At 70.6% G+C, this 23,673-nt stretch carries 16 protein-coding genes and 4 tRNA genes; 7 read left to right on the top strand and 13 right to left on the bottom strand.

Annotation, left to right across the window (positions count from 1 at the left end; all coding sequences use genetic code 11):
• Positions 1-800: N-acetylmuramoyl-L-alanine amidase (locus tag NS331_RS10385; RefSeq protein ID WP_193758079.1), on the top strand; the 800-nt coding region annotated here is incomplete at its 5' end.
• 142 nt (positions 801-942) lie between these two features.
• Positions 943-1,209 (top strand): YMGG-like glycine zipper-containing protein, encoded by a 267-nt coding sequence (locus tag NS331_RS10380; RefSeq protein WP_058641909.1) that lies wholly within the window; start codon positions 943-945, stop codon positions 1,207-1,209.
• A 68-nt stretch (positions 1,210-1,277) separates the two neighbouring features.
• Here the strand turns inward: NS331_RS10380 and NS331_RS10375 are convergent, their stop codons facing one another.
• Entirely contained in the window at positions 1,278-1,940 is a 663-nt protein-coding gene (locus NS331_RS10375) for a DedA family protein (RefSeq protein WP_058641908.1), read from the bottom strand.
• A gap of 49 nt (positions 1,941-1,989) precedes the next feature.
• On the opposite strand from NS331_RS10375, the gene mutL reads away from it, so the two are divergent.
• The 4 genes from mutL (at position 1,990) to NS331_RS10355 (ending at position 6,986) form a co-directional block, all read left to right on the top strand.
• Entirely contained in the window at positions 1,990-3,972 is a 1,983-nt protein-coding gene (mutL, locus tag NS331_RS10370; RefSeq protein WP_058641907.1) for a DNA mismatch repair endonuclease MutL, read from the top strand.
• Between the two features lie 203 nt (positions 3,973-4,175).
• The gene (locus tag NS331_RS10365) at positions 4,176-5,129 is read left to right on the top strand and encodes an alpha/beta hydrolase (RefSeq protein ID WP_082702386.1); all 954 of its coding nucleotides are present in this window, start codon (positions 4,176-4,178) and stop codon (positions 5,127-5,129) included.
• Positions 5,130-5,292: 163 nt separating this feature from the next.
• The gene (gene miaA, locus NS331_RS10360) at positions 5,293-6,288 is read left to right on the top strand and encodes a tRNA (adenosine(37)-N6)-dimethylallyltransferase MiaA (protein WP_058641906.1); all 996 of its coding nucleotides are present in this window, start codon (positions 5,293-5,295) and stop codon (positions 6,286-6,288) included.
• Entirely contained in the window at positions 6,285-6,986 is a 702-nt protein-coding gene (locus NS331_RS10355; protein WP_153012809.1) for an ABC transporter ATP-binding protein, read from the top strand. Before miaA ends, NS331_RS10355 begins: the two co-directional genes overlap by 4 nt.
• On the opposite strand, the gene NS331_RS10350 is transcribed toward NS331_RS10355, so the two are convergent.
• Entirely contained in the window at positions 6,979-7,770 is a 792-nt protein-coding gene (locus tag NS331_RS10350; protein ID WP_058641905.1) for a GNAT family N-acetyltransferase, read from the bottom strand. The two genes, NS331_RS10355 and NS331_RS10350, sit on opposite strands and share 8 nt — an antisense overlap.
• A 59-nt stretch (positions 7,771-7,829) precedes the next feature.
• On the opposite strand from NS331_RS10350, the gene NS331_RS10345 reads away from it, so the two are divergent.
• Entirely contained in the window at positions 7,830-10,382 is a 2,553-nt protein-coding gene (locus NS331_RS10345; RefSeq protein ID WP_058641904.1) for an ABC transporter permease, read from the top strand.
• Positions 10,383-10,498: 116 nt separating this feature from the next.
• On the opposite strand, the gene NS331_RS10340 is transcribed toward NS331_RS10345, so the two are convergent.
• The 11 genes from NS331_RS10340 to NS331_RS10290 form a co-directional block, all read right to left on the bottom strand.
• A tRNA-Gly gene (locus tag NS331_RS10340) sits at positions 10,499-10,574 on the bottom strand.
• A gap of 45 nt (positions 10,575-10,619) precedes the next feature.
• A tRNA-Gly gene (locus tag NS331_RS10335) sits at positions 10,620-10,695 on the bottom strand.
• A 48-nt stretch (positions 10,696-10,743) separates the two neighbouring features.
• Positions 10,744-10,819, bottom strand: a tRNA-Gly gene (locus NS331_RS10330).
• Positions 10,820-10,882: 63 nt separating this feature from the next.
• Positions 10,883-13,318 (bottom strand): endopeptidase La, encoded by a 2,436-nt coding sequence (lon, locus tag NS331_RS10325; RefSeq protein WP_058641903.1) that lies wholly within the window; start codon positions 13,316-13,318, stop codon positions 10,883-10,885.
• A gap of 11 nt (positions 13,319-13,329) precedes the next feature.
• On the bottom strand, positions 13,330-14,598 hold the full coding sequence (gene clpX / locus NS331_RS10320; RefSeq protein ID WP_058641902.1) for an ATP-dependent Clp protease ATP-binding subunit ClpX: 1,269 nt from the start codon (positions 14,596-14,598) through the stop codon (positions 13,330-13,332).
• Between the two features lie 119 nt (positions 14,599-14,717).
• Positions 14,718-15,326 carry an ATP-dependent Clp endopeptidase proteolytic subunit ClpP gene (clpP, locus tag NS331_RS10315; RefSeq protein ID WP_058641901.1) on the bottom strand — a complete coding sequence of 203 codons (609 nt, stop codon included), beginning with the start codon at positions 15,324-15,326 and terminating at the stop codon, positions 14,718-14,720.
• A 147-nt stretch (positions 15,327-15,473) separates the two neighbouring features.
• The gene (gene tig, locus NS331_RS10310) at positions 15,474-16,787 is read right to left on the bottom strand and encodes a trigger factor (protein WP_058641900.1); all 1,314 of its coding nucleotides are present in this window, start codon (positions 16,785-16,787) and stop codon (positions 15,474-15,476) included.
• Between the two features lie 26 nt (positions 16,788-16,813).
• A tRNA-Leu gene (locus NS331_RS10305) sits at positions 16,814-16,900 on the bottom strand.
• 206 nt (positions 16,901-17,106) lie between these two features.
• On the bottom strand, positions 17,107-20,274 hold the full coding sequence (locus NS331_RS10300; protein WP_058641899.1) for an efflux RND transporter permease subunit: 3,168 nt from the start codon (positions 20,272-20,274) through the stop codon (positions 17,107-17,109).
• A complete protein-coding gene (locus NS331_RS10295) occupies positions 20,274-21,437 on the bottom strand; it encodes an efflux RND transporter periplasmic adaptor subunit (protein WP_058641898.1) in 1,164 nt (387 codons plus the stop codon). Before NS331_RS10295 ends, NS331_RS10300 begins: the two co-directional genes overlap by 1 nt.
• A gap of 206 nt (positions 21,438-21,643) precedes the next feature.
• Entirely contained in the window at positions 21,644-23,500 is a 1,857-nt protein-coding gene (locus tag NS331_RS10290) for a potassium transporter Kup (protein WP_058641897.1), read from the bottom strand.
• Positions 23,501-23,673 lie beyond the last annotated feature (173 nt).

The following is a 23,673-nucleotide window of genomic DNA, read 5'->3' as shown; positions in this document are numbered from 1 at the left end:
GGCCGCTGGCTGCGCGCCCGGCCCCGGCGCGCAGCCAGCGGCCCGAACCCAACGTCGCCACCGCCACGCGCACCGACCGCATCATCATCGTGGCGCTGGACCCGGGCCACGGCGGCGAGGACCCCGGCGCCATCGGCCCCAACGGCACGCGCGAGAAGGACATCGTGCTGCAGGTCGCGCGGCGGCTGCGCGACCGCATCAACGGCAGCAGCCTCGGCGGCAACCCCATGCGCGCCTTCATGACGCGCGACGACGACTTCTTCGTGCCGCTGCAGGTGCGGGTGCAGAAGGCGCGGCGGGTGCAGGCCGACCTGTTCATCAGCATCCATGCCGACGCCTTCACCACGCCCGCCGCCCGTGGCGCCAGCGTGTTCGCGCTGAGCCAGAACGGGGCCTCCAGCAGCGCCGCGCGCTGGATGGCCAACAAGGAGAACCAGTCCGACCAGGTCGGCGGCATCAGCGTCGGCGCGCACGAGGTGCAGGTGCAGCGCGCGCTGCTCGACATGAGCACCACGGCGCAGATCAAGGACAGCCTCAAGCTCGGCGGCGCCATGCTGGGCGAGTTCCGCCGCATCGGCGCACGGCTGCATAAGGGCGACGTGGAGCAGGCCGGCTTTGCCGTGCTCAAGGCGCCGGACATCCCGAGCGTGCTGGTCGAGACCGCCTTCATCAGCAACCCGGAGGAAGAGGCGAAGCTGCGCAACGTGGCCTACCAGGAGGACCTGGCCGATGCGCTGATGAAGGGCATCCAGCGCTATTTCAGCCAGAACCCGCCACTGGCGCGCAGCCGGGCCCTGTAATACGACGGCCGTCGCGGTGCGCCTGCACCGTCTCGCAGCGCCGGACCGCCTCGCCGCACAGGGCGCGGCGGACCGCTCCTACACGGCGCCGCCGACGCCGCGGCGCACGATTCGTCCATCACAACCCAGAAAGGTGGACACCATGTTGAAAACTCGCACTTGGATCTCGGCCGCCGCGATCGGCACAGCCGCCCTCATGGCCGGCTGTGCCGCCGGCCCCAACCAGCAGCTTGGTGCCGGCGTCGGCGCGCTGGGCGGCGCGGTGGTGGGCAACGCCATCGGCGGCAACACGGCCGCGACGGTAGGCGGCGCGGCCATTGGTGGCCTGGTCGGCAATGAAATCGGCCGCCAGCGCGACCAGCAGAACTACAACAACCAGTACTACCCGGACGGCCGCCGCCGCTACTGATTGGCACGGCGCTCGCCAAAAGACAAAGGCCGCATTCGCGGCCTTTTGTTTTCGTGCCAGGCGCCGCGTCAGCGCGTCGCCGTCACGGAAGCAGCCGACGCCCGCGAGCCGCGCCAGGCACCGAAGATGGCGATCAGACCCGGCACCAGGATCAGCGCCCAGATGATCTTGTCCAGGTGCTCCTTCACGAAGGCCAGGTTGCCGAAGTAGAAGCCGGCCACGCAGATGCCCACCACCCAGAGCAGCGCCCCGCCGACGTTGAAGGCGGTGAACTTGGCCCGGTTCATCGCCGCCACGCCGGCCACGAAAGGCGCGAAGGTGCGGATGAACGGCATGAAGCGCGCCAGCACGATGGTGATGCCGCCGTAGCGCTCGTAGAAGGCATGCGCCTGGTCGAAGGCGCGGCGGTTGAAGAAGCGCGAGTTCTCCCACTGGAACACGCGCGGCCCGACGTGGCGCCCGATGCCGAAATTGCACTGGTCGCCCAGGATGGCCGCCGCCAGCAGCACCGGAATGGCGATGCCCAGGTTCATCAGTCCCGCGCCGCACAGCGCGCCGACGATGAACAGCAGCGAATCGCCCGGCAGGAAGGGCATCACCACCACACCCGTTTCCACGAACACGATGAGGAAGAGCAGCGCATAGACCCAGGTGCCGTAGGCGGTCACGAAGGCCTCCAGGTGCTTGTCCACGTGGAGGATGAAGTCGATCAGGAAGGCAACGATGTCCATGGCGCGGCATTATCCGGGCCGCTCGGTGGCGCCTTCTTAAAATCCCGGCGTGAGCGCCCTCCTTTCCCCTTCCCCCGCCGGACGCCGTCCGATCCGCGACCTGCCGGATGAGCTGATCAGCCAGATCGCGGCCGGCGAGGTGGTGGAGCGTCCCGCCTCGGTGGTGCGCGAGCTGGTGGACAACGCGCTGGACGCCGGCGCCCGCCAGATCGCGGTGCGCCTGTCCGCCGGCGGCGTGCGGCTGATCGCCGTGGAGGACGACGGCGGCGGCATCCCGCGCGAGGAGCTGCCCCTGGCCCTGCGCCGCCATGCCACCAGCAAGATCGCCAGCCTGGCCGAGCTGGAAGCCGTGGGCACCATGGGCTTTCGCGGCGAGGCGCTGGCCTCCATCGCGTCCATCGCCGAGGTGAACCTGCTTTCGCGCCACACCGGTGCCGACGGCGCCTGGCAGCTGGACGCGCGCACCGGCGAGCTGCGCCCGGCCGCGCGCAGCCAGGGCACCACGGTCGAGGTGCGCGAACTCTTCTTCGCCACGCCGGCCCGCCGCAAGTTCCTCAAGACCGACGCCACCGAGCTGGCGCACTGCGTCGAGGCCGTGCGCCGCCATGCGCTGGCCCGGCCCGACGTCGGCTTCGCCATCTGGCACGACGGCCGCCTGGTGGAGCAGTGGCGCGCCGCGGACACGCCGGCCCAGCGCATCGCCGACGTGTTCGGCGCCGACTTCATCGGCCAGAGCGTGGACGTGGACCATGGCGAAGGCCAGTTGCGGGTGCACGGCCATGCCGGCGTGCCCGACGCGGCGCGCAGCCGGGGCGACCAGCAGTTCTTCTACGTCAACGGCCGCTTCGTGCGCGACAAGGTGCTGCTGCATGCGGCCCGCGCCGCCTACGAGGACGTGCTGCACGGGCAGCGCCAGCCCGTCTTCGTCCTGCACCTGCAGATCGACCCGGCGCGGGTGGACGTGAACGTGCACCCTACCAAGATCGAGGTGCGCTTCCGCGACGGCCGCGAGGTGCACAGCGCCGTGCGGCATGCGATCGAGAACGCCCTGGCGGCCCCGCGCGCCGCCGGCGCGGCGGCCGGGGACGGCAGCACCGGCCGGCCGGCGCCGCTGCTGCGCGGCTACGACGCACCGGCGCCCGCGCCGGCCTGGCGCCAGGCGGGCATGCATTTCGCCGCCGAACGCGGCGCGGGCGACTGGGCCGCGATGTGGCCGGCGGCACCGGCCGTGCAGCCCCACGCGCCGGACGGCGGGAACGATGGGGCAGGCGCGGGCCTGGACGCCGCGCCGCTGATCGGCGCCGAGGCTGGCGCGTGGCGATCCCCGGTCGGCGACGGCGCTCCGGCCGTGCCGCCCTGGGTGGGCCGGCCGACCGCCGGGCCGGCCGCCTTGGCGCCGCGGCCGGACGGCGCCTCCCCCGGCCGCCCGGCCGCGGACGAGGACGGCAGCTGGCCCCTGGGCCGCGCCCTCGCCCAGCTCCAGGGCATCTACATCCTGGCCGAGAACGCCCAGGGCCTGGTCATCGTCGACATGCATGCCGCCCACGAGCGCATCGTCTACGAGCGGCTCAAGGCGCAACTGGACGGCCAGGCGCTGGCGAGCCAGCCGCTGCTCATTCCCGCCACCTTCCCGGCCACGCCGGAAGAGGTCGCCACGGCCGAGGCCTGTGCCGAGGTGCTCCCGGCGCTGGGCCTGGAGATTTCGCCCTTCTCGCCCAAGACCCTGGCGGTGCGTGCCGTGCCGGCGCCGCTGGCCGACGGCGACCCGGTCGCGCTGGCGCGCAGCGTGCTGGCCGAGTTGGCCCAGCACGACGCCAGCACCGTCGTGCAGCGCGCCCAGCACGAACTGCTGGCCACCATGGCCTGCCACGGCGCCGTGCGCGCCAACCGCCGGCTGACCCTGGACGAGATGAACGGCCTGCTGCGCCAGATGGAAGCCACCGAGCGCTCCGACCAGTGCAACCATGGCCGCCCCACCTGGCGCCAGCTGAGCGTGCGCGACCTGGACGGGCTGTTCCTGCGCGGGCGCTGAGCGGCACAGCGCCCCGGAAAAGGGGGAACCGCGCCGGGGCGCGGCGGCGTTTTGGGGTTTACACGGTCAGCCAGCCGGCAGGCACGGCCGTTGCATGGACTTCGCTGCCCCGCATTCCGGTAACAAGGCTTTGCAGTCCATCGTGTAGGCCGCGGTTGCAAATCCGTGTGAACTTCACCCCACTTCCGGTCTCAGTCTGCCCCATGAAACGCTGGTCTCTCATCGCATCGGCTCTTTCCTTCTCCGTGCTCGTCGGCGCGGGCTGCTCGACCCTGGATGCGCAGCAGCGGGAATGGATCTTCCAGCCCAGCGACGTGAGCTGGGGGAACACGGCGGAGATGACGCAGGGCATGGAACACGTGTGGATCGACTACCGTTCGCCGGCCGGCGAGCCGGTGCGGCTGCACGGCCTGTGGCTCGGCGACGCGCCGATGTCCAAGGACACGCCGGTCATGCTGTACCTGCACGGTGCGCGCTACAACGTCTCGAATTCGGCGCCGCGCATCCGCCGCATGCACGAGCTGGGCTTCTCGGTGCTGGCCATCGACTACCAGGGCTTCGGCAAGAGCACCAAGGCCCTGCCCTCGGAGGAATCCGCCCGCGAGGACGCCCGCGCCGCCTGGAACTGGCTGGCCGCCAAGTATCCCAAGCAGCGCCGTTACATCTTCGGCCATTCGCTCGGCGGCGCCATCGGCATCGACCTGGCGGCCGACGTGCACGACGAGGCCGGCACCATCGTCGAGGGCACCTTCACCTCGATCTCCGACGTGGTGAGCAGTTTCAAGTGGGGCTGGCTGCCCTTCAAGCCCTTCATCACCCAGCGCTTCGAGTCGCTGGCCAAGGTCAAGTCCATCGGCTCCCCGCTGCTGGTGGTCCACGGCTCCAACGACACGCTGATCAACCCCACCCTCGGACGCAAGCTCTACGAGGCGGCCACGGGCCAGAAGATGTTCGTGCTGGTCGAGGGCGGCTCCCACCACAGCACCAACTCGGTGGGCGAGATGCAGTACCGCACGGCCCTGGCGCAGCTGTTCCAGATGAAGGAGAAGCTGCCCGACGCCCCGGCCCTCGCCGACGCGCCGGGGGCGGCGCTGAGCCGGCCGGTCGGCGGCAAGGTGCCGCAGGCCGTGCCGGCGCCCCGGCCGCTGGGCACCTGAGCGGCATCGCGATGCGCCACCGGCACACGCCGGGCCATCGTCGATTTGCTACCCTCGGCCGGATGCGCCCGACGCCTCCGGCCTCTTCTTTTCCGCCGCCCTCCTCCACTTCCCTGACCGCCCTCCGCCTCCTGCCGCAGCGCGGCACCGGCCGCACCCGCGCATGACGGCCCTGCGCTACGTCGCGCTGGCGGGCCCCACCGCCAGCGGCAAGACCGCCGCCGCCCTGGCGCTGGCCGGGGCGCTGGACCGGCCGTTGGAAATCGTGAGCGTCGACTCGGCGCTGGTCTACCGCGGCATGGACATCGGCACCGCCAAGCCCAGCCCGGCCGAGCGCGCGGTGGCGCCGCACCACCTCATCGACATCCTGGACCCGGCCGAGCGCTACAGCGCCGCCGCCTTCGTGGCCGATGCGCAGCAGCTCATCGCCGACATCCTCGGCCGCGGCGCCCTGCCCGTGCTGGTGGGCGGCACCATGCTCTATTTCAAGGCGCTGTTCGACGGCCTGGATGCCATGCCCGCCGCCGACCCGGCCGTGCGCGCCCGCATCGACGCCGACGCCGCCGCCCTGGGCTGGCCGGCGCTGCGCGCCCGGCTGGCCGAGGTGGACCCGGCCACGGCAGCGCGGCTCGCGCCCAACGACAGCCAGCGCATCCAGCGCGCGCTGGAGGTGTGGCTGAGCAGCGGCCAGCCGCTGTCGGCCTTCCACCAGCGCCAGGCGGCGAGCCCGGCGCAGGCCCGGCCCGGCCCGCTGGCCACCGGCGAGGCGCTGCTGGTCTCCCTGGAGACGCCCGACCGCGCCTGGCTCCACGCCCGCATCGCCCAGCGTTTCGACGCCATGCTGGCGGCCGGCTTCCTGGACGAGGTGCGCGCCCTGCGCACACGCGCCGACCTGGGCCCCGAACTGCCGTCCATCCGCTGCGTCGGCTACCGGCAGGCCTGGGAGATGCTGGACGCCTGCGCCGGCCGCGCACCTGCTGCGGCCGACCTGGCCGACCTGCGCGAACGCGGCATCGCCGCCACGCGGCAATTGGCCAAGCGCCAGATCACCTGGCTGCGCGGCATGCCCGCGCGCCGCGTCGTGCGCTGCGATGCGCCCGACGCCGCCGCCCAGGTATTGGCCCACGTGCGTCAGGCGCTCGCGGGGGTGGCGGCATGAGCGGCCAGACCGCCACCGCCCTGCCCCTGCGCATCGAGGGCCTGGGCAAGTTCTACGGCCAGGGCGCCGAGGCCCGGCCCGTCTTCCGCCACCTGGACCTGCACGTCGCGCCCGGCGAATTCGTCGCCATCGTCGGCGACTCGGGCGTGGGCAAATCCACCCTGCTCAACTGCATGGCCGGCCTGGACAGCTGGGACGAGGGCCGCGTGCTGCACGGCGAGCGCGACCTGGGTGCCATGGACGCCGAGGCCCGCGCCCTGTGGCGGCGGGCGCACGTGGGCTTCGTCTTCCAGGCCTTCCACGTCTTGCCGCACCTGGACGTGGGCCAGAACGTGGCCCTGCCCCTGATGCTGCTCGGCCGCCAGGCGGACGTGGATGCGCGCGTGGCGCGGATGCTCGATGCCGTCGGGCTGGCGGGCCTGGCACGGCGGCTGCCGCAGCAGCTCTCCGGCGGCCAGCTGCAGCGCGTGGCCATCGCCCGCGCCCTGGTGCACCGGCCCGGCCTGCTGCTGGCCGACGAGCCCACCGGCAACCTGGATCCGGGCACCGCGGCGCGGGTGATGGACCTGCTGCTGGCCGAGGCCCGCGCGCACGGCGCCAGCCTGGTGCTGGTCACCCATTCCGAGGCCGCCGCGTCGCTGGCCGACCGCCGGCTGCACCTGCAGGCGGACGGCTTCCGGCCCGCCGCGCCTACTTGAGCAGGGCGTCGGCCCCCGGCCGCTGCCAGTAGACGTAGATCCAGGCCGGCACGAAGCCGACGCGGGCATAGAGCGAGCGGGCCAGGTAGTTCTCCGCCTCCACCTGCAGGAAGGTGCGTTGCACGCCGCGCGCCACCGCCTCGGCGCCCATGGCCGCCATCAGCTGCCGGGCGAAGCCGTGGCCACGGAAGCGTGGCCGGGTGCGCATGCCGTGCACGCCCATCCAGCCTTCGGCGAAACAGCCGCTGCCGACCGCCGCCACGTCGCCGGCCTCGCCGCCGGGCAGGTCCTGCGCCAGGCGCAGGCTGGCGTAGATCGCGTCCTTGGCGCGGCGCAGCAGCCGCACCCGGCTCTGGCCGTCCACCGGGTCGAAGCCCTCGCCCAGGTAGACGCGGGCCCAGTCCTCGCCGGGCGTGGTCGACACCTGCACGGCGTCCGGCCTGGCCGCCGCCGCCACGGTGCGCGGATCGGCATGCATCACCTGCGTGGGCCGCGAAGGCACGTAGCCGCGGTCGCGCAGGGCCTCGGTCAGCGACTCGAAGCCGGGGGTCTCGATCGGCAGGCGCAGCGTGGTGGGCAGGCCGTGGTCGGCATACACCGCCTCGATGCGCGGCAGCAGCGCCGCGTCCTGCGCGCCGTGGTGCAGCGGCACCGCGCTGCGGGCCCGGCCCACGGTGCCGCGGTCCAGCGGCAGCAGCCAGCCGGGCAGCGCCTCCAGATGGTCCGGAGGCACGGCCGCCAGGGTGGCCCGTTCGATCGATTCCACGTTCACGCCATCAAGCATGACGCCATTGTGAAACGCTTCGTGCGCGCGGGTGAAGGCGAGGCCACCACAATGACACGATGTGGCCATTGATCTACACCTTTTCGTGGCAGGAAGTGCGCCACCAGCCCTGGCGCCACCTGGCGGCCGTGCTGGCCGTCATGCTGGGGGTGGCGCTGGCCTTCTCGGTGCACCTGATCAACAACTCGGCGCTGGAGGAATTCCAGCGCGCCACCCGCGCCGTCAACGGCCAGCCCGACCTGGAGATCCGCCCCGTGCAGGGCGACTTCGACGAAGCGCTGTTCGGCCAGGTGGCGACCCTGCCGCAGGTGCGCGTCGCGAGCCCGGTGCTCGACGCGACGCTGCGCGTGCGCGACGCCGACGGCCAGCCCGCCCAGCTCCGGCTGCTGGGCCTGGACGCGCTGGTGCTGCCCGCCGTCGCCCCCGCCCTCATGCCGCAGTCCGCGCCCGGCCGCAACGACGACCGGCTCGCGCTTCTGCTGCCGGACCGGGTGTTCCTGAATGCGGCCGCGCGCGCGCTGGCCGGCGGCGCGGCCGATGCGCTGACGGTGCTGGGCGCCGACGGCACGGCCCGACGGCTGGCGGTGGCCGGCAGCGTGGCCGCCACCGGCCCGGCGCTGGCCGTGATGGACATCGGCGCCGCACAGTCGCTGCTCGGCCGGGCCGGCCGCCTGTCGCGCATCGACCTGCGGCTGGCCGAGGGCGCCGACCCCAGCGCACTGGCCAACGCCATCCGCGCCCTGCCGGGCTGGACGCCCGCCCTGCGGCTCGCGCAGCCGCAGGACGATGCCGAGCGCATCAGCAACCTGTCGCGCGCCTACCGCGTCAACCTCACCGTGCTGGCGCTGGTGGCGCTGTTCACCGGCGCCTTCCTGGTGTTCTCGGTGCTGGCGCTGTCCGTGGCCAAGCGGGCGCAGCAGTTCGCCCTGCTCGGCGTGCTGGGCCTCACCGCCCGGCAGCGGCTGCGCCTGGTGCTGATCGAGTCGCTGGCACTGGGCGCGGCCGGCAGTGCGGCCGGACTGGCGCTGGGCCTGGGCCTGGCCTGGGCGGCGCTGCGGCTGCTGGGCGGCGACCTGGGCGGCGGCTACTTCCGAGACGTGGCGCCGGCCCTGCGCCTGGACGCCGGTGCCGCGGCCACCTACGGCGTGCTGGGCGTGCTCGCGGCCCTGGCCGGCGGCTGGTGGCCGGCGCGCGCCGCCCAGCGGCTGCCGGAGGCCCAGACCCTCAAGGGCCTGGGCGACGCCGCCACCGGCGCGGGCCGGCTGTGGCCGGCGCTGGCGCTCATGGCGGCGGGGGGTGCGCTGGCCCATGCGCCGCCGGTCTTCGGCATGCCGCTGGCGGCCTACCTGTCGGTGGCCCTGCTGCTGGTGGGCGGCATCGCGGCCCTGCCCTGGCTCATCCTGGCGCTGTATGGGCGACTGGCGCCGCGGCTCGGCCGGCGGCTGCTGCCGCTCATGGCGGTGGAGCGGGCACGGCGCATGCGCGGCAGCGCCGCCATCGCCCTGAGCGGCGTGGTGGCCAGCCTGGCGCTGTCGGTGGCGCTCACGGTGATGGTCGCCAGCTTCCGCGAGTCGGTCACCCGCTGGCTCGACGTGGTGCTGCCGGCCGACCTGTACGTGCGCGCAGCGGGCGGCTCCGGCGGCGATGCGGCACCCTTCGACGCCGCGCTGCTGCAGGCCGCCGAGCGCCTGCCCGGCGTGGAACGCGGCGTCGGCCAGCGGCTGCGCAGCCTGCAGCTGGACGCCGCCCTGCCCGCCGTGACGCTGCTGGCGCGCGCCATCGACGCGCAGGCGCCCGGCCGCTCGCTGCCGCTGACCGGCCCGGTGCTGCCGGCGCCGCCGGGCCGCATCGCCGTCTATGTGAGCGAGCCGATGGTGTCCCTGCACGGCGCGCAGGTGGGCGGGGGCCTGCCCGCGCTGGACGCTGCCTTCGGCCTGCCGCCCGGCCGCTTCTTCGTGGCCGGCGTGTGGCGCGACTATGCGCGGCAGTTCGGCGCCGTCGCCCTGGACCGCGCCGACTTCACCCGGCTGACCGGCGACAGCGCCGCCAGCGAGCTGTCGCTGTGGCTGGCGCCGGGCGCGGACGAGGCCACGGTGCGCGCCGGCCTGCGGCGCCTGGCCCGCGACCGGCTGGGCAGCGAGGACGCGCTGGAAATCGCCTCGGCCGCGCAGCTGCGCGCCACCTCGCTGCGCATCTTCGACCGCAGCTTCGCCGTCACCTACTGGCTGCAGGCCGTGGCCATCGCCATCGGCCTGTTCGGCATCGCCGCCAGCTTCAGCGCCCAGGTGCTGGCGCGGCGCAAGGAATTCGGCCTGCTGGCCCACCTGGGCTTCACGCAGGCGCAGGTGCGGCGGCTGGTGGCCGGGGAAGGTGCCGCCTGGACGCTCATCGGCGCGGTGGCGGGCCTGGGCCTGGGCATCGCCGTCTCGGCCGTGCTGGTGAAGGTGGTGAATCCGCAGAGCTTCCACTGGACCATGGACATGCTGCTGCCCGCCGGCCGCCTGGGGCTGCTGTGCGCCGCGGTGATCGCGGCCGGCACGGCCACGGCCTGGCTGTCGGCACGCGCCGCGGCCTCGCGCGACATGGTGCTGGCGGTGAAGGAAGACTGGTAGCGCGACGGCGCGTCTGGCGTGCCCACGCGCTGCGCCTGCATCGGACGCCGCAAAACAAAGCCGCCTTGGCTGACGCCCGGTGACGGGGCAGACAAGGCGGCTTTGGATCCAGAGACTGGAGCGGGAAAACGGTCTCGAACCGTCGACCTCAACCTTGGCAAGGTTGCGCTCTACCAACTGAGCTATTCCCGCGTATTGATCGGGCGCTGAAAGAAGCCTTGCGGCTTCCTCCAAAACTGGAGCGGGAAAACGGTCTCGAACCGTCGACCTCAACCTTGGCAAGGTTGCGCTCTACCAACTGAGCTATTCCCGCGTCTTGATCGGACGCTGGAAGAAGCCTTGCAGCTTCCTCCATAAAAACTGGAGCGGGAAAACGGTCTCGAACCGTCGACCTCAACCTTGGCAAGGTTGCGCTCTACCAACTGAGCTATTCCCGCAGAACCGAGCCCACGAGTATAAGGGCTCTTTTGGCGCCAGCGCAAGCACCGGCGCCAAAATCTTCAATGCTTGACCGACCCTTCATTGCGCGGCTCGGCGGCGCGCTGCTTGGACAGTTCGGCCATGGCGGCGGCGGAGGCGGCGACCTCCTCGTCCGACAGCGGCTTGGGCTGCTTCTCCAGCGCGACCTCGAGCACCTTGTCGATCCACTTGACCGGCACGATCTCGAGGCCGTTCTTCACGTTCTCTGGAATGTCCTGCAGGTCCTTGGCGTTTTCCTCGGGGATCAGCACCGTCTTGATGCCGCCGCGCAGGGCCGCCAGCAGCTTTTCCTTCAGGCCGCCGATGGCCGTCACCTCGCCGCGCAGCGTGATCTCGCCCGTCATGGCGACGTCGCTGCGCACGGGGATGCTGGTCAGCGCCGACACCAGTGCCGTCGTCATCGCGATGCCCGCGCTCGGGCCGTCCTTGGGCGTGGCGCCGTCAGGCACGTGGATGTGCAGGTCCTTCTTCTCGAACAGCTCGTCCTTGATGCCCAGGCGCCGGGCGCGGCTGCGCACCACGGTGCGCGCGGCCTCGACCGACTCCTTCATCACGTCGCCCAGCGAGCCGGTGCGCGTGATGATGCCCTTGCCCGGCACCGTCGCGACCTCGATGGTCAGCAGATCGCCGCCCACCTCGGTCCAGGCCAGGCCGACCACCTGGCCCACCTGGTTCTGCTGCTCGGCGCGGCCGAAGTTGTACTTGCGCACGCCCAGGAAGTCATGCAGGTTGCTGCTGTCGACGGTGACCTTGGGTTCCATCTTCTTGAGCAGCAGGCCCTTGACCACCTTGCGGCAGATCTTGGACAGCTCGCGCTCCAGCGAGCGCACGCCGGCTTCGCGGGTGTAGTAGCGCACGATGTCGCGCACCGCTTCCTCGGTGACCAGCAGCTCGTCGTCCTTGACGCCGTTGTTGCCCATCTGCTTGGGCAGCAGGTACTTCAGCGCGATGCTGGTCTTCTCGTCTTCGGTGTAGCCCGACAGGCGGATGACCTCCATTCGGTCCAGCAGCGCCGGCGGGATGTTCATCGAGTTCGACGTCGCCACGAACATCACGTCCGACAGGTCGAAATCGACCTCGACGTAGTGGTCGCCGAAGGTGTGGTTCTGTTCCGGATCCAGCACCTCGAGCAGGGCCGAGGACGGATCGCCGCGGAAGTCGGTGCCCAGCTTGTCGATCTCGTCCAGCAGGAACAGCGGATTGCGGGTGCCCACCTTGTTCAGGCTCTGCAGCACCTTGCCCGGCAGCGCGCCGATGTAGGTGCGGCGGTGGCCGCGGATCTCGGCCTCGTCGCGCATGCCGCCCAGCGCCATGCGCACGTACTTGCGGCCGGTCGCCTTGGCGATGGACTGGCCCAGCGAGGTCTTGCCCACGCCCGGCGGGCCGACGAGGCACAGGATCGGCGCCTTGACCTTGTCCACGCGCTGCTGCACCGCGAGGTATTCGAGGATGCGGTCCTTGACCTTCTCCAGGCCGTAATGGTCTTCGTTGAGGACCGCCTCGGCATTGGCCAGGTCGTGCTTGATCTTGGTCTTCTTGCTCCAGGGCAGGCCGACCAGCACGTCGATGTAGTTGCGCACCACCGTGGCCTCGGCCGACATGGGCGACATCAGCTTGAGCTTCTTGAGCTCGGCGTCCGCCTTCTTGCGGGCGTCCTTGGGCATCTTGGCGGCCTGGATCTTCTTCTCGATCTCCTCGACGTCCGCGCCGTCCTCGCCCTCGCCCAGTTCCTTCTGGATGGCCTTGACCTGCTCGTTGAGGTAGAAGTCGCGCTGGTTCTTCTCCATCTGCCGCTTCACGCGGCTGCGGATCTTCTTGTCGACGTTCAGGATGTCGACCTCGCGCTCCAGCTGCGAGAACAGGCTCTCCAGCCGCTCCTGCACGTTCGACAGGTCCAGCACGGCCTGCTTGTTGTCCAGCTTGAGCGGCAGGTGCGCGGCGATGGTGTCCGCGAGGCGACCCGGGTCATCGATGCTGGCGATGGACGTCAGGATCTCGGGCGGGATCTTCTTGTTCAGCTTGACGTACTGGTCGAACTGCTGCATCACCGCGCGGCGCAGGGCCTCGACCTCGGTGCCGGCGGCCCCGCCCGCTTCCAGCGGCACCACGTTGGCCGAGAAATGCGTCTGGCTGTCCTCGATGTGGGCGACGCGGGCGCGCTGCTGGCCTTCGACCAGCACCTTCACGGTGCCGTCGGGCAGCTTGAGCATCTGCAGGATGGTCGAGATGCAACCCACCTCGAACATGTCGTCCACGGCGGGCTCGTCCTTGGCCGCCGCCTTCTGGGCGACCAGCATGATGCGGCGCTCGGCCTCCATGGCCAGTTCGAGCGCCTTGATGCTCTTGGGCCGGCCCACGAACAGCGGGATGACCATGTGGGGAAAGACCACCACGTCGCGCAGCGGCAGCAGCGGCAGGTCGATGGGATCGGACGGCAGGGGAATGTGACCGGACATGGTGTTCCTCTTCAGGCCTTCTTGGCCGCCTCGCGGTAGACGAGCAGCGGCGCCTTGTTTTCCTCGATGGTCGACTCGTCGACCACCACCTTTTCCACGTTGGACGCGGTGGGCAGATCGAACATGGTGTCGATCAGGGCCCCTTCGAGAATCGAGCGCAGGCCGCGGGCGCCGGTCTTGCGCGCCAGCGCCTTGCGGGCCACGGCGCGCAGCGCGGCGGGACGCACTTCGAGCTCCACGCCTTCCATCTGCAGCAGCTTGGCGAACTGCTTGACGACGGCATTGCGCGGCTCGGTCAGGATCTGCACCAGTGCGTCCTCGCTCAGCTCGGCCAGCGAGGCCACCACCGGCAGGCGGCCGACCAGCTCGGGAATGATGCCGAACTTGATCAGGTCTTCCGGCTCCACCTCGCCGAACACCTCGGTCAGGCTGCGCTGCTGCTTGCTGCGCACCACGGCGCCAAAGCCGATGCCCGAAGCCTCCGTGCGGGCCTCGATCACCTTCTCCAGGCCGGCAAAGGCGCCGCCGCAGATGAACAGGATGTTGGTCGTGTCGATCTGCAGGAAGTCCTGGTTCGGATGCTTGCGCCCGCCCTGCGGCGGCACGCTGGCCATGGTGCCTTCGATGAGCTTGAGCAGCGCCTGCTGCACGCCCTCGCCCGACACGTCGCGGGTGATGCTCGGGTTGTCGGACTTGCGCGAGATCTTGTCGATCTCGTCGATGTAGACGATGCCGCGCTGGGCCCGCTCGACGTCGTAGTTGCAGCTCTGCAGCAGCTTCTGGATGATGTTCTCGACGTCCTCGCCCACGTAGCCGGCCTCGGTCAGCGTGGTGGCGTCGGCCATGACGAAGGGCACTTCCAGCTGGCGCGCCAGCGTCTGCGCCAGCAACGTCTTGCCGGAGCCGGTGGGGCCGATCAGCAGGATGTTGCTCTTGGAGAGTTCGACGTCCTCGCCCTTGGCGCGCTCCTTGTGCTTGAGCCGCTTGTAGTGGTTGTAGACCGCCACCGCCAGCATGCGCTTGGCGGCCTCCTGGCCGATCACGTAGTTGTCGAGGTTGGTCTTGATCTCGGTCGGCGTGGGCAGGTCGCCGCGTCCCGGCTCGCGCGCTTCGCCACCCGCGGGCAGTTCGTCGCGGATGATTTCATTGCACAGGTCGATGCACTCGTCGCAGATGAAAACGGAAGGGCCGGCGATCAGCTTCTTGACCTCGTGCTGGCTCTTGCCGCAGAAGGAGCAATAAAGCGTTTTCTCGCTGGAAGAGCCTTTTTTCTCGGCCATGAACGGTTGCCCAAAACAGTAGAAACACAATGATAGCGAAAGGAAAAACGGCGTTTTCCGCAGGGAAAAACGCCGTTTTTCCTAAGGACGGTCTCCGGCGCGTCGCGCCGTCGCGTCCGTCAGCCGCGCTTGGCGATGACCTGGTCGACGATGCCGTAGTCCTTGGCTTCGTCGGCGGTCATGTAGTAGTCGCGCTCGGTGTCGTTCTTGATCTTTTCCAGCGGCTGACCGGTGCGCTCGGCCAGGATGCGGTTCATCTGGTCCTTGGTGCGCAGGATGTCGCGCGCCTGGATCTCGATGTCCGTGGCCTGGCCGCGGGCGCCGCCGAGCACCTGGTGGATCATGACCTTGGAATTGGGCAGCGAGTAGCGCTTGCCCGGTGCGCCGGCCGCGAGCAGGAAGGCGCCCATGCTGGCCGCGAAGCCCAGGCACATGGTCGACACGTCCGGCTTGATGAACTGCATGGTGTCGTAGATCGACATGCCGGCCGTCACGCTGCCGCCCGGCGAGTTGATGTACAGCGAGATGTCCTTGTCGGGGTTCTCGCTTTCCAGGAAGAGCATCTGCGCCACGACGAGGTTGGCGGTCTGGTCATTCACCTCGCCGACCAGGAAGATCACGCGCTCCTTGAGCAGGCGCGAGTAGATGTCGAAGGACCGCTCGCCGCGGCCCGACTGCTCGATGACCATCGGGATCAGGCCGAGGGCCTTGGTTTCCTGTGCACTCATTGGTTTCTCCGCAAAAGATGGCGCAACTGTACTGCGCCGCATGCCGGGCTTCCGGCGGCAGACATGCCGCCCACGAAGCCGGTGCTGGAAAGCAAATGGGGCCTGCGCCGCACGGCACAAGCCCCACGAATAACGATCAGGCGGCGATCAAGCCTGCTGCTGCATCAGCTCGTCGAAACCGACGGACTTTTCGCTGACCTTGGCCTTGCCCAGGACGAAGTCGGTCACGTTGTTCTCGATGACCACGGCCTCGACCTCGGCCAGGCGGCGGTTGTCGCCGTAGTACCAGCGCACGACGTCGGCCGGCTTCTCGTAGCTGGAGGCCAGCTCTTCGATGTGGGCCTTGATCTGCTCGGGCTTGGCCTCGAGGTTGTTGGCGCGCACCAGCTCGGCGACCACCAGGCCCAGGCGCACGCGGCGCTCGGCCTGCGGCCGGAACACGTCGGCGGGGATCGGGGCCTTGTCGGCGTCCTTGATGCCGCGCTGCTTGAGCTCGGCGCGGGCGCCCTCGACCATGCGGTCGATTTCGGACTGGACCACCGACTTGGGCAGGTCCAGCTCGGACTTGGCCAGCAGGGCGTCCATCACGGCCGTCTTGTTGCGCGCCAGCAGGCGGAACTTGACCTCGCGCTCCAGGTTCTTGCGGATGTCGGCGCGCAGCGCGTCCACGGTGCCTTCGCCGATGCCCAGCGACTTGGTGAAGGCCTCGTCGATCTCGGGCAGGTTGGCGGCCTCGATCCTCTTGACGGTGACCATGAAGTCGGCCTGCTTGCCGGCCACGTCCGCGCCGTGGTAGTCGGCCGGGAAGGCGAGCGGGAAGGTGCGGCTGTCGCCGACCTTCATGCCGCGCACGGCGTCTTCGAATTCCTTCAGCATCTGGCCTTCGCCGACGATGAACTGGAAGTCCTCGGCCTTGCCGCCCTGGAAGGGCTCGCCGTCGATCTTGCCTTCGAAGTCGACCGTCACGCGGTCGCCGTCGGCGGCGGCGCTGTCCTGCGAACGCTGGCCGAAGCTGCGGCGCTGCTTGCGCAGGATGTCGATGGTGCGGTCGATGGCTTCGTCGGTCACCTCGGTGGCCACGCGCTCGATTTCGGCCTCGGACAGGTCGCCGATCTTGACTTCAGGGTACACCTCGAACACGGCGTCGAAGGCCACCTGGCCCTCGGGCGCGCCTTCCTTCTCGGTGATGGTGGGCTGGCCGGCGACGCGCAGCTTGGCCTCGTTGGCGGCCTGCGAGAAGGCCTGGCCGACCTTGTCATTCATGACCTCGTACTGCACCGAGTAGCCGTAACGCTGGGCCACGACGCTCATCGGCACCTTGCCGGGACGGAAGCCGTCCATCTTGACGGTGCGGGCCAGACGCTTGAGGCGGGAATCGACCTCGGCCTGGATCGTCTCCACGGGCAGCGTCAGGGTGATCTTGCGCTCGAGCTTCTCGAGGGTTTCAACGTTCACGGTCATGTGAGACTCTTCCTAAACAAGGATGCTGGTGCGCGGGGGGGGACTCGAACCCCCACACCATTGCTGGCGTCAGGACCTAAACCTGGTGCGTCTACCAATTTCGCCACCCGCGCAGCTCCGGGCTTTTCAGCCGATGGTGGATGATGAACAAGGCGGCCGCGCCACGAAGGCGGGGCCGCCCCGACAACAAACTAGAGGCATGGGGCACCGCCGGGGTGCCGCCGGCGCCTGTGCGGAACGTCCGCCGGCCGCCTGCCTGAAATTGGTCAATCGCGCATTCTAATCGGGTTCGCGGGGGCCTCCTGGCGCTCGCCAACCCCTAGTGCGCAGGCTGCGGCGCGGCCGCGGGCGGTGCGGCGTCCTCGTCCTTGCCGATGCGGAACCAGGCGGCGTACATGGCCGGCAGTGCCAGCAGTGTGAGCGCCGTGGCCACGATCAGCCCGCCCATGATGGCCACCGCCATCGGCCCCCAGAACACGCTGCGCGACAGCGGGATCATGGCCAGCACGGCGGCCGCCGCCGTCAGCACGATGGGCCGCAGCCGCCGCACGGCCGACTCGACGATGGCCCGCCGCGCCGGCACGCCGGCGGCGCGGTCCAGCTCGATCTGGTCGATCAGGATCACCGAGTTGCGCTGGATCATGCCCATGAGCGCGATCACGCCCAGCATGGCGACGAAGCCGAAGGGCCGGTCCAGCAGCAGCAGGGCCGCCGCCACGCCGGCGATGCCCATCGGCCCGGTCAGGAACACCAGCAGCGCCCGGCTGAAGCTGTGCAGCTGCAGCATGAGCAGCGTGAAGACGGCGAACAGCATGATCGGGATGCCGGCCATGATCGAGGCCGAGCCCTTGCTGCTTTCCTCCACCGCGCCGGCCACCTCGACGCGCACCGGCGGCTCGCCGCGGGCCTGCCACTTCGCCTCCAGCGCGCGCAGCGCCGGCAGCAGCTGCTGGGTCACGGTGGCGCCCTGCATGCCATCCACCACGTCGCCCTGCACGGTGACGGCATAGGCACGGTTCCAGCGCCAGATCACGCCCGGTTCCCAGGCGAAATGCGGCTCGGCGATCTGCAGCAGCGGGATGGAACGGCCCGACGCGGTCGTCACGTAGGCATCGGTCAGGTCGGAGATGGCGTCGCGCTCCTCGCGCGCCTGGCGCAGCACGATGTCGATCAGCTTGTCCTGTTCGCGGAACTGGCCGATGGGGTTGCCCGTGTAGATGCCACGCGAGGCCTGCGCGATGGACTGGCTGGTCACGCCCAGCGCACGGGCCTTGGCCTGGTCGATGTCCATGCGGATGGACTTGACCGACTCGTTCCAGTTGTCGTTGACCACCCGCATGCTCGGATTGGCCCGCACCTCGGCCTTGACCTCGTCGGCCAGGCGCCGCAGCGTGGCCGGGTCGTCGCCCACCACGCGGAACTGCACCGGGTAGGGCACCGGCGGCCCGCTGGCCAGCAGCTTGACCCGGCCGCGCACCTCCGGGAATTCCTGCGCCAGCAGCGCCGGCAGCTGGCGCCGCACGGCGTCGCGGGCCTTCAGGTCCTGCGCCAGCACGATGAACTGCGAGACGTTGCTCTGCGGAAAGGTCTGGTCCAGCGGCAGGTAGAAGCGCGGCGCACCGGAGCCGATCCAGGTGGCGACGCTCTGCACGCCGTCCTGTTCCATCAGGCGCCGCTCCAGCCGCCTGGCAACGGCCTCGTTCGCCTCGAAGCTGGTGCCCTCGGGGAACCAGGCGTCGACCATGATCTCGGGCCGGTTCGAGTCCGGGAAGAACTGCTGCTGCACCCGCGTCATGCCGAAGATGCCCAGCGCCAGCACGGCCAGCGTGGCGCCGATGGTGAGCCAGCGGTGGGTCACGCACCAGTCCACGGCCGCGCGGAAGCGGTTGTAGAAGGGCGTGTCGAACAGCTCGTGCGGGGGCGCGTCCGGGTCGTGCGGCTTCACCTTCAGCAGCAGCGTGCCCAGGTAGGGCACGAAGTACACCGACACGATCCAGGACAGCAGCAGCGCGATCACCGTCACGGCGAAGATGGCGAAGGTGTATTCGCCGGTGGTGGACTTGGCCAGGCCGATGGGCAGGAAGCCGGCGGCGGTGATGAGCGTGCCGGTGAGCATGGGCATGGCCGTGACGTCGTAGGCGAAGGTGGCGGCGCGGCGCTTGTCGTAGCCCTCCTCCATCTTCCGCACCATCATCTCGACCGCGATGATGGCGTCGTCCACCAGCAGGCCCAGCGCGATGATCAGCGAGCCCAGCGAGATCTTGTGCAGCCCGATGCCGAAGTAGTTCATCGCCAGGAAGGTGACCGACAGCACCAGCGGAATGGTGATGCCCACCACTAGGCCCGGCCGCCAGTCGACGTGCCAGCCGAAGCGCCCGCCCTTGTGCAGGCCCAGGGCGATGAAGCTCACGCCCAGCACGATGACCACGGCCTCGATCAGCACCTTGACGAATTCGTTGACCGAGGTGGCCACGGTGGCCGGCTGGTCCTGCACCTGGTCGAGCCGCATGCCGGCGGGCAGTTGCGTGTTGGCCTGGGCCACCGTCTCGCGCAGCGCCTTGCCCAGGGCGATGATGTCGCCGCCCTTCATCATGGAGATGCCCAGGCCGATCACCGGCTCGCCCTGGAAGTGCACCTTGACGCTGGGCGGATCGACGTAGCCGCGCTCGACCCGGGCGATGTCGCCCAGCCGCAGCTGGTTGCCCGAGCTGCCGCGGATGGGCATGGCGCGCAGCTGGTCGAGGTCGGTGAACTGGCCGCCGACGCGCACCTGCAGCACGTCCTGCGGCGAGCGGATGGTGCCGGCGCTTTCCACCGCGTTCTGGGCGCCGAGCTGCTGCAACACGGCGTTGAGGTCCAGCCCCATCTGCGCCAGGCGCTTCTGCAAGACCTCGACCCAGACCTTCTCGTCCTGCACGCCGAACTGCTCGACCTTGGCCACGTCCTTCACGCGCAACAGGCGCAGGCGCAGGTCGTCGGCCACGGTCTTGAGTTCGGCCGGGCTGAAGCCGTCGCCGCGCAGGGCGTAGATCACGCCGTAGACGTCGCCGAAGTCGTCGTTGAAGAAGGGGCCCTGCACGTTGCCGGGCAGGGTGTAGCGCATGTCGCCGATCTTCTTGCGCACCGTGTACCAGACCTGCGGCACCTCGGACGGCCGCGCGGCGTCCTTGAGTTCGAAGACGACCTGCGACTCGCCGGGCTTGGAGTAGCTGCGGATCTTGTCGGCATAGGGCACTTCCTGCAGCGTGCGCTCGATCTTGTCGGTGACCTGCTCGGCCACCTGCTGGGCGGTGGCGCCGGGCCAGTAGGTGCGCACGACCATGGCTCGGAAGGTGAAGGGCGGGTCCTCGTCCTGGCCCAGCTGGAAATAGGCGGCGAAGCCCAGCACCATCAGCACCACCATCAGGTAGCGCGTGAGCGGCGCATGGTCGAGCGCCCAGGCGGAGAGGTTGAAGCCGCCCGGCTTCGGCGACGGCGCGGCGGCCATCAGCGGGCCCCGCCGGAGGCGGCCGCGGCCGGTGCGGGCGCGGCGCCTGCGGCCGGCGCATAGCGGTCGCGGTAGGCGCTCACCTTCTGCCCCGGCGCCAGCACGTGCACGCCGGCCGTGACCACCTGCATGCCGGGCGCCAGGCCGCTGGCGATCACGGCCTCGTTGCCGTCGGCAGTGGCGATCTGCACCGGCTGGGAGCGGACGGTCATGCTGGCCGGGTCCAGCACCCACACGGCCGAGCCCTGCCCTTCCTGCCGCAGCGCGCTGGTCGGCAGCTTGATGACCGGTGTGCCGGCCTGCGACAGCGCGCTCGGCCGGGCATAGACGGTGGCGCCGAGCGCCGGGGCGTCGGCCGCGTCCACCGCCACCTTGACGGTGTAGGTGCGGGTGACCGGGTCGGCGCTGGCCGCCACCTCGCGCACCCGGCCCTCGATGGGCTGGCCCGCATCGGCGCCCCAGCCGCGCACCGACACGGTCGAGCCCAGGCGCACCAGGGCGACCCGGTCTTCCGGCACGGCGAAGACGACGTCGCGCGGACCGTCCACGGCCACGCGCACCACCGGCGTGCCGGCCGCCACCACCTGGCCGGGCTCGGCATCGACGCCGGTGACCACGCCGGCGGCGTCCGCCGCCAGCACCGCATAGGCCGCCTGGTTGCCCTGAACGCCGGCCTGCGCGCGGGCCTGGTCGAACTGGGCCTGCGCCGACTTGAAGCTGGCCTCGCGCCGCTCCATCTCGGCGGCGCTGATGAAGTTGCGGGCGCGCAATTCGCGGTAGCGGGCCAGGTCGGCCTCGGCCAGATCGCGCTGGGTGCGGGCGGCGGCGGCCTGGGCCTGCGCGGCCTCGACCGACAGGCGCAGGTCGCGCGGATCGAGTTCGGCCAGCACCTGGCCGGCGCGCACCCGCTGGCCCAACTCGGCCTGCCGCCGCAGCACCTTGCCGCCGACGCGAAAGCCCAGGCGCGACTCCACCCTCGCCCGCACCTCGCCCGCGTACTCGGGCGCGCTGACCAGCGGCGTCGCCGCCACCGTCAGCAGCTTGACGGCGCGCACCGGCTCCTCCTGCGCGGGTGGGCGGGAGCAGCCCGCCAGCACCGCGGCAAGCGCGAACAGTCCCAGCGCGGCCCCGTGGCGGGCCGGCGTGCAAGAGAAACAAGACATGGCGTGGCGCAGGCCCGGCGAGGGCCGCACGAGGAGCGTGGATCAACCGGCCACAATTAATGACCGACGAGTCAGCAATCTTCGTGGAAGGGCTTGCCTACTGTCAACTTTGGTCAGCCTGTTTCCGACGGCCGCCGTCGGTGCCATGGCAGGCCGCGGCGGCCGGGCGCTTTTCCGCCCGCCGTGCCCGAAAGCCGATCAGCCGCTCAGAGCCGCTGGCCCATTTCCACCAGCCGGTTCTCGGGCAGGTGGAAGTAGTCGGAGGCGCGGCCGGCATTGCGCTGCAGCCAGCTGAACAGCGCCTGCCGCATGCCGCTGAAGGCCGGCAGCCGCCGCCGCCCCAGCGAGGCGCGGGAGATGAAGTACGAGGTGGACATGGCCTCCACCGCCAGCCCCTTCTGGTAGGCCAGCATGCGCAGGTATTCCGGCACATTGGGCGCTTCCATGAAACCGTAACGCACCTTCACCGACCAGATGCCGTGGCCCAGGCTCTGCGCCTCGATGCGCTCCCGCGCCGGCACGCGGGGCGTCTCGCAGGCCAGCATCTGCATGACGAAGACCTGCTCGTGCAGCACCTGGTTGTGGTGCAGGTTGTGCAGCAGGGCATGGGGCACGCACAGCGCGTCGGCGGTGAGGAAGACGGCCGTGCCGCGGGCGCGGTGCGGCATGTCCATCGCCAGCGAGGCGACGAAGTCGGGCAGCGGAATCAGCTCGGCCACCAGTTCCGCCCGCGTCAGCCGCACGCCCTTGGCCCAGGTGCTGAACAGCACCATCGTCGCCACCGCCACGGCCAGGGTCAGCCAGCCGCCCTCGGCCACCTTGAGCGTGTTGGCCACCACGAAGGCCAGGTCCACGCCGACGAAGACGACCACGCCCAGCAGCACGGCCAGCCCGTTCCAGCGCCACAGCCGCCAGGCCACCAGGCCCGCGAGCAGCGTGGTCGTGACCATGGTGATCGACACCGCGATGCCGTAGGCCGCCGACAGCGCGCTGGAACTGCGGAAGCCCACCACCAGCAGCAGCACGCCCACCATCAGCAGCCAGTTGATGACCGGCACGTAGACCTGGCCGATGGAATCGCCCGAGGTCTGCACGATGCGCATGCGCGGCAGGTAGCCCAGGCGCATGGCCTGCGCCGTGAGCGAAAAGGCGCCCGAGATCACGGCCTGCGATGCGATCACCGTCGCCATGGCCGCCAGCCCCACCATGGGCAGCAGTGCCCAGGACGGGAAGAGGCGGAAGAAGGGGTTGTCCGCCGCCGCCGGGTCGGCCAGCACCAGCGCGCCCTGGCCGAAGTAGTTGAGCACCAGGGCCGGCAGCGCGATGAACAGCCACGCCAGGCGGATCGGCCGGGCGCCGAAATGGCCCATGTCGGCATACAGCGCCTCGCCGCCGGTGAAGGCCAGGAACACCGCGCCCAGCACGGCCAGCGCCTGCGGCCGGTGGTCGAGCAGGAAGCGCAGCGCATGCCGCGGGTCCAGCGCCTCCAGCACCTGGGGCTGCTCCACCACCTGCAGCGCGCCGCTCACGCCCAGCGCGCCGAACCACAGCAGCATGACCGGCCCGAAGACCTTGCCGACGGCACCGGTGCCGCGCCGCTGCACCATGAACAGCGCCACCAGGATCACCAGGGTCAGCGGAATCACCCAGCGCTGCAGCTGCGGCGCCTGCACCTCCAGGCCCTCGACGGCCGAGAGCACGGAAATGGCCGGCGTGATCAGGCTGTCGCCATAGAACATCGCCGCCCCGAGCAGGCCCAGGCCGATGGTCGCCAGCACCAGCGCCGGGTGGCGGCGGCCGCGGCCGTCGGGCGTGTCGGCCGCATGGCGGGCCAGCGCCTGCAGCGCCAGGATGCCGCCTTCGCCGTCGTGGTCCGCGCGCAGCACGAACACCACGTACTTCAGCGTCACCACCACCATCAGGCCCCAGAAGATCAGCGACAGCAGCCCCAGCACCGCCGCCGCCGAGAAGGCGACGCCATGCTCCGGATTCAGCGTCTCCTTGAAGGCATACAGCGGCGAGGTGCCGATGTCGCCGAAGACCACCCCGAGCGCCGCCACCATGAGGGCCGGGCCCGCCGGATGGCCCGACGCGGGAGCGGAAGGGGCGCCGGAGGGCACGGAAGCAGCAGGGGCGGAGGCCATGGGGCGTGTCGGGGAGTCGCGCTGGCGCGCAGCATAGCGCCGGCCGGTGGCGCGCCCGCGTGGGAAGTCGGCCCGTGGTCAGGCCGGCGGCA

Origin of the sequence: Pseudacidovorax intermedius (assembly GCF_001476815.1) — a bacterium.
Taxonomy (GTDB): domain Bacteria; phylum Pseudomonadota; class Gammaproteobacteria; order Burkholderiales; family Burkholderiaceae_C; genus Xenophilus; species Xenophilus intermedius_A.
Note: the sequence above shows the minus strand (reverse complement) of the source record. Positions and strands in the feature narration are given on the sequence as shown.

Coding starts and splice junctions, on each gene's coding strand:
- tig (WP_058641900.1), bottom strand. CDS start 16,787: ATGACCGTGAACGTTGAAACCCTCGAGAAGCTCGAGCGCAAGATCACC.
- NS331_RS10365 (WP_082702386.1), top strand. CDS start 4,176: ATGAAACGCTGGTCTCTCATCGCATCGGCTCTTTCCTTCTCCGTGCTC.
- clpP (WP_058641901.1), bottom strand. CDS start 15,326: ATGAGTGCACAGGAAACCAAGGCCCTCGGCCTGATCCCGATGGTCATC.
- NS331_RS10300 (WP_058641899.1), bottom strand. CDS start 20,274: ATGGCCGCCGCGCCGTCGCCGAAGCCGGGCGGCTTCAACCTCTCCGCC.
- miaA (WP_058641906.1), top strand. CDS start 5,293: ATGACGGCCCTGCGCTACGTCGCGCTGGCGGGCCCCACCGCCAGCGGC.
- NS331_RS10375 (WP_058641908.1), bottom strand. CDS start 1,940: ATGGACATCGTTGCCTTCCTGATCGACTTCATCCTCCACGTGGACAAG.
- NS331_RS10350 (WP_058641905.1), bottom strand. CDS start 7,770: ATGCTTGATGGCGTGAACGTGGAATCGATCGAACGGGCCACCCTGGCG.
- clpX (WP_058641902.1), bottom strand. CDS start 14,598: ATGGCCGAGAAAAAAGGCTCTTCCAGCGAGAAAACGCTTTATTGCTCC.
- lon (WP_058641903.1), bottom strand. CDS start 13,318: ATGTCCGGTCACATTCCCCTGCCGTCCGATCCCATCGACCTGCCGCTG.
- NS331_RS10380 (WP_058641909.1), top strand. CDS start 943: ATGTTGAAAACTCGCACTTGGATCTCGGCCGCCGCGATCGGCACAGCC.
- NS331_RS10290 (WP_058641897.1), bottom strand. CDS start 23,500: ATGGTGGCGGCGCTCGGGGTGGTCTTCGGCGACATCGGCACCTCGCCG.
- NS331_RS10295 (WP_058641898.1), bottom strand. CDS start 21,437: ATGTCTTGTTTCTCTTGCACGCCGGCCCGCCACGGGGCCGCGCTGGGA.
- NS331_RS10355 (WP_153012809.1), top strand. CDS start 6,285: ATGAGCGGCCAGACCGCCACCGCCCTGCCCCTGCGCATCGAGGGCCTG.
- NS331_RS10345 (WP_058641904.1), top strand. CDS start 7,830: ATGTGGCCATTGATCTACACCTTTTCGTGGCAGGAAGTGCGCCACCAG.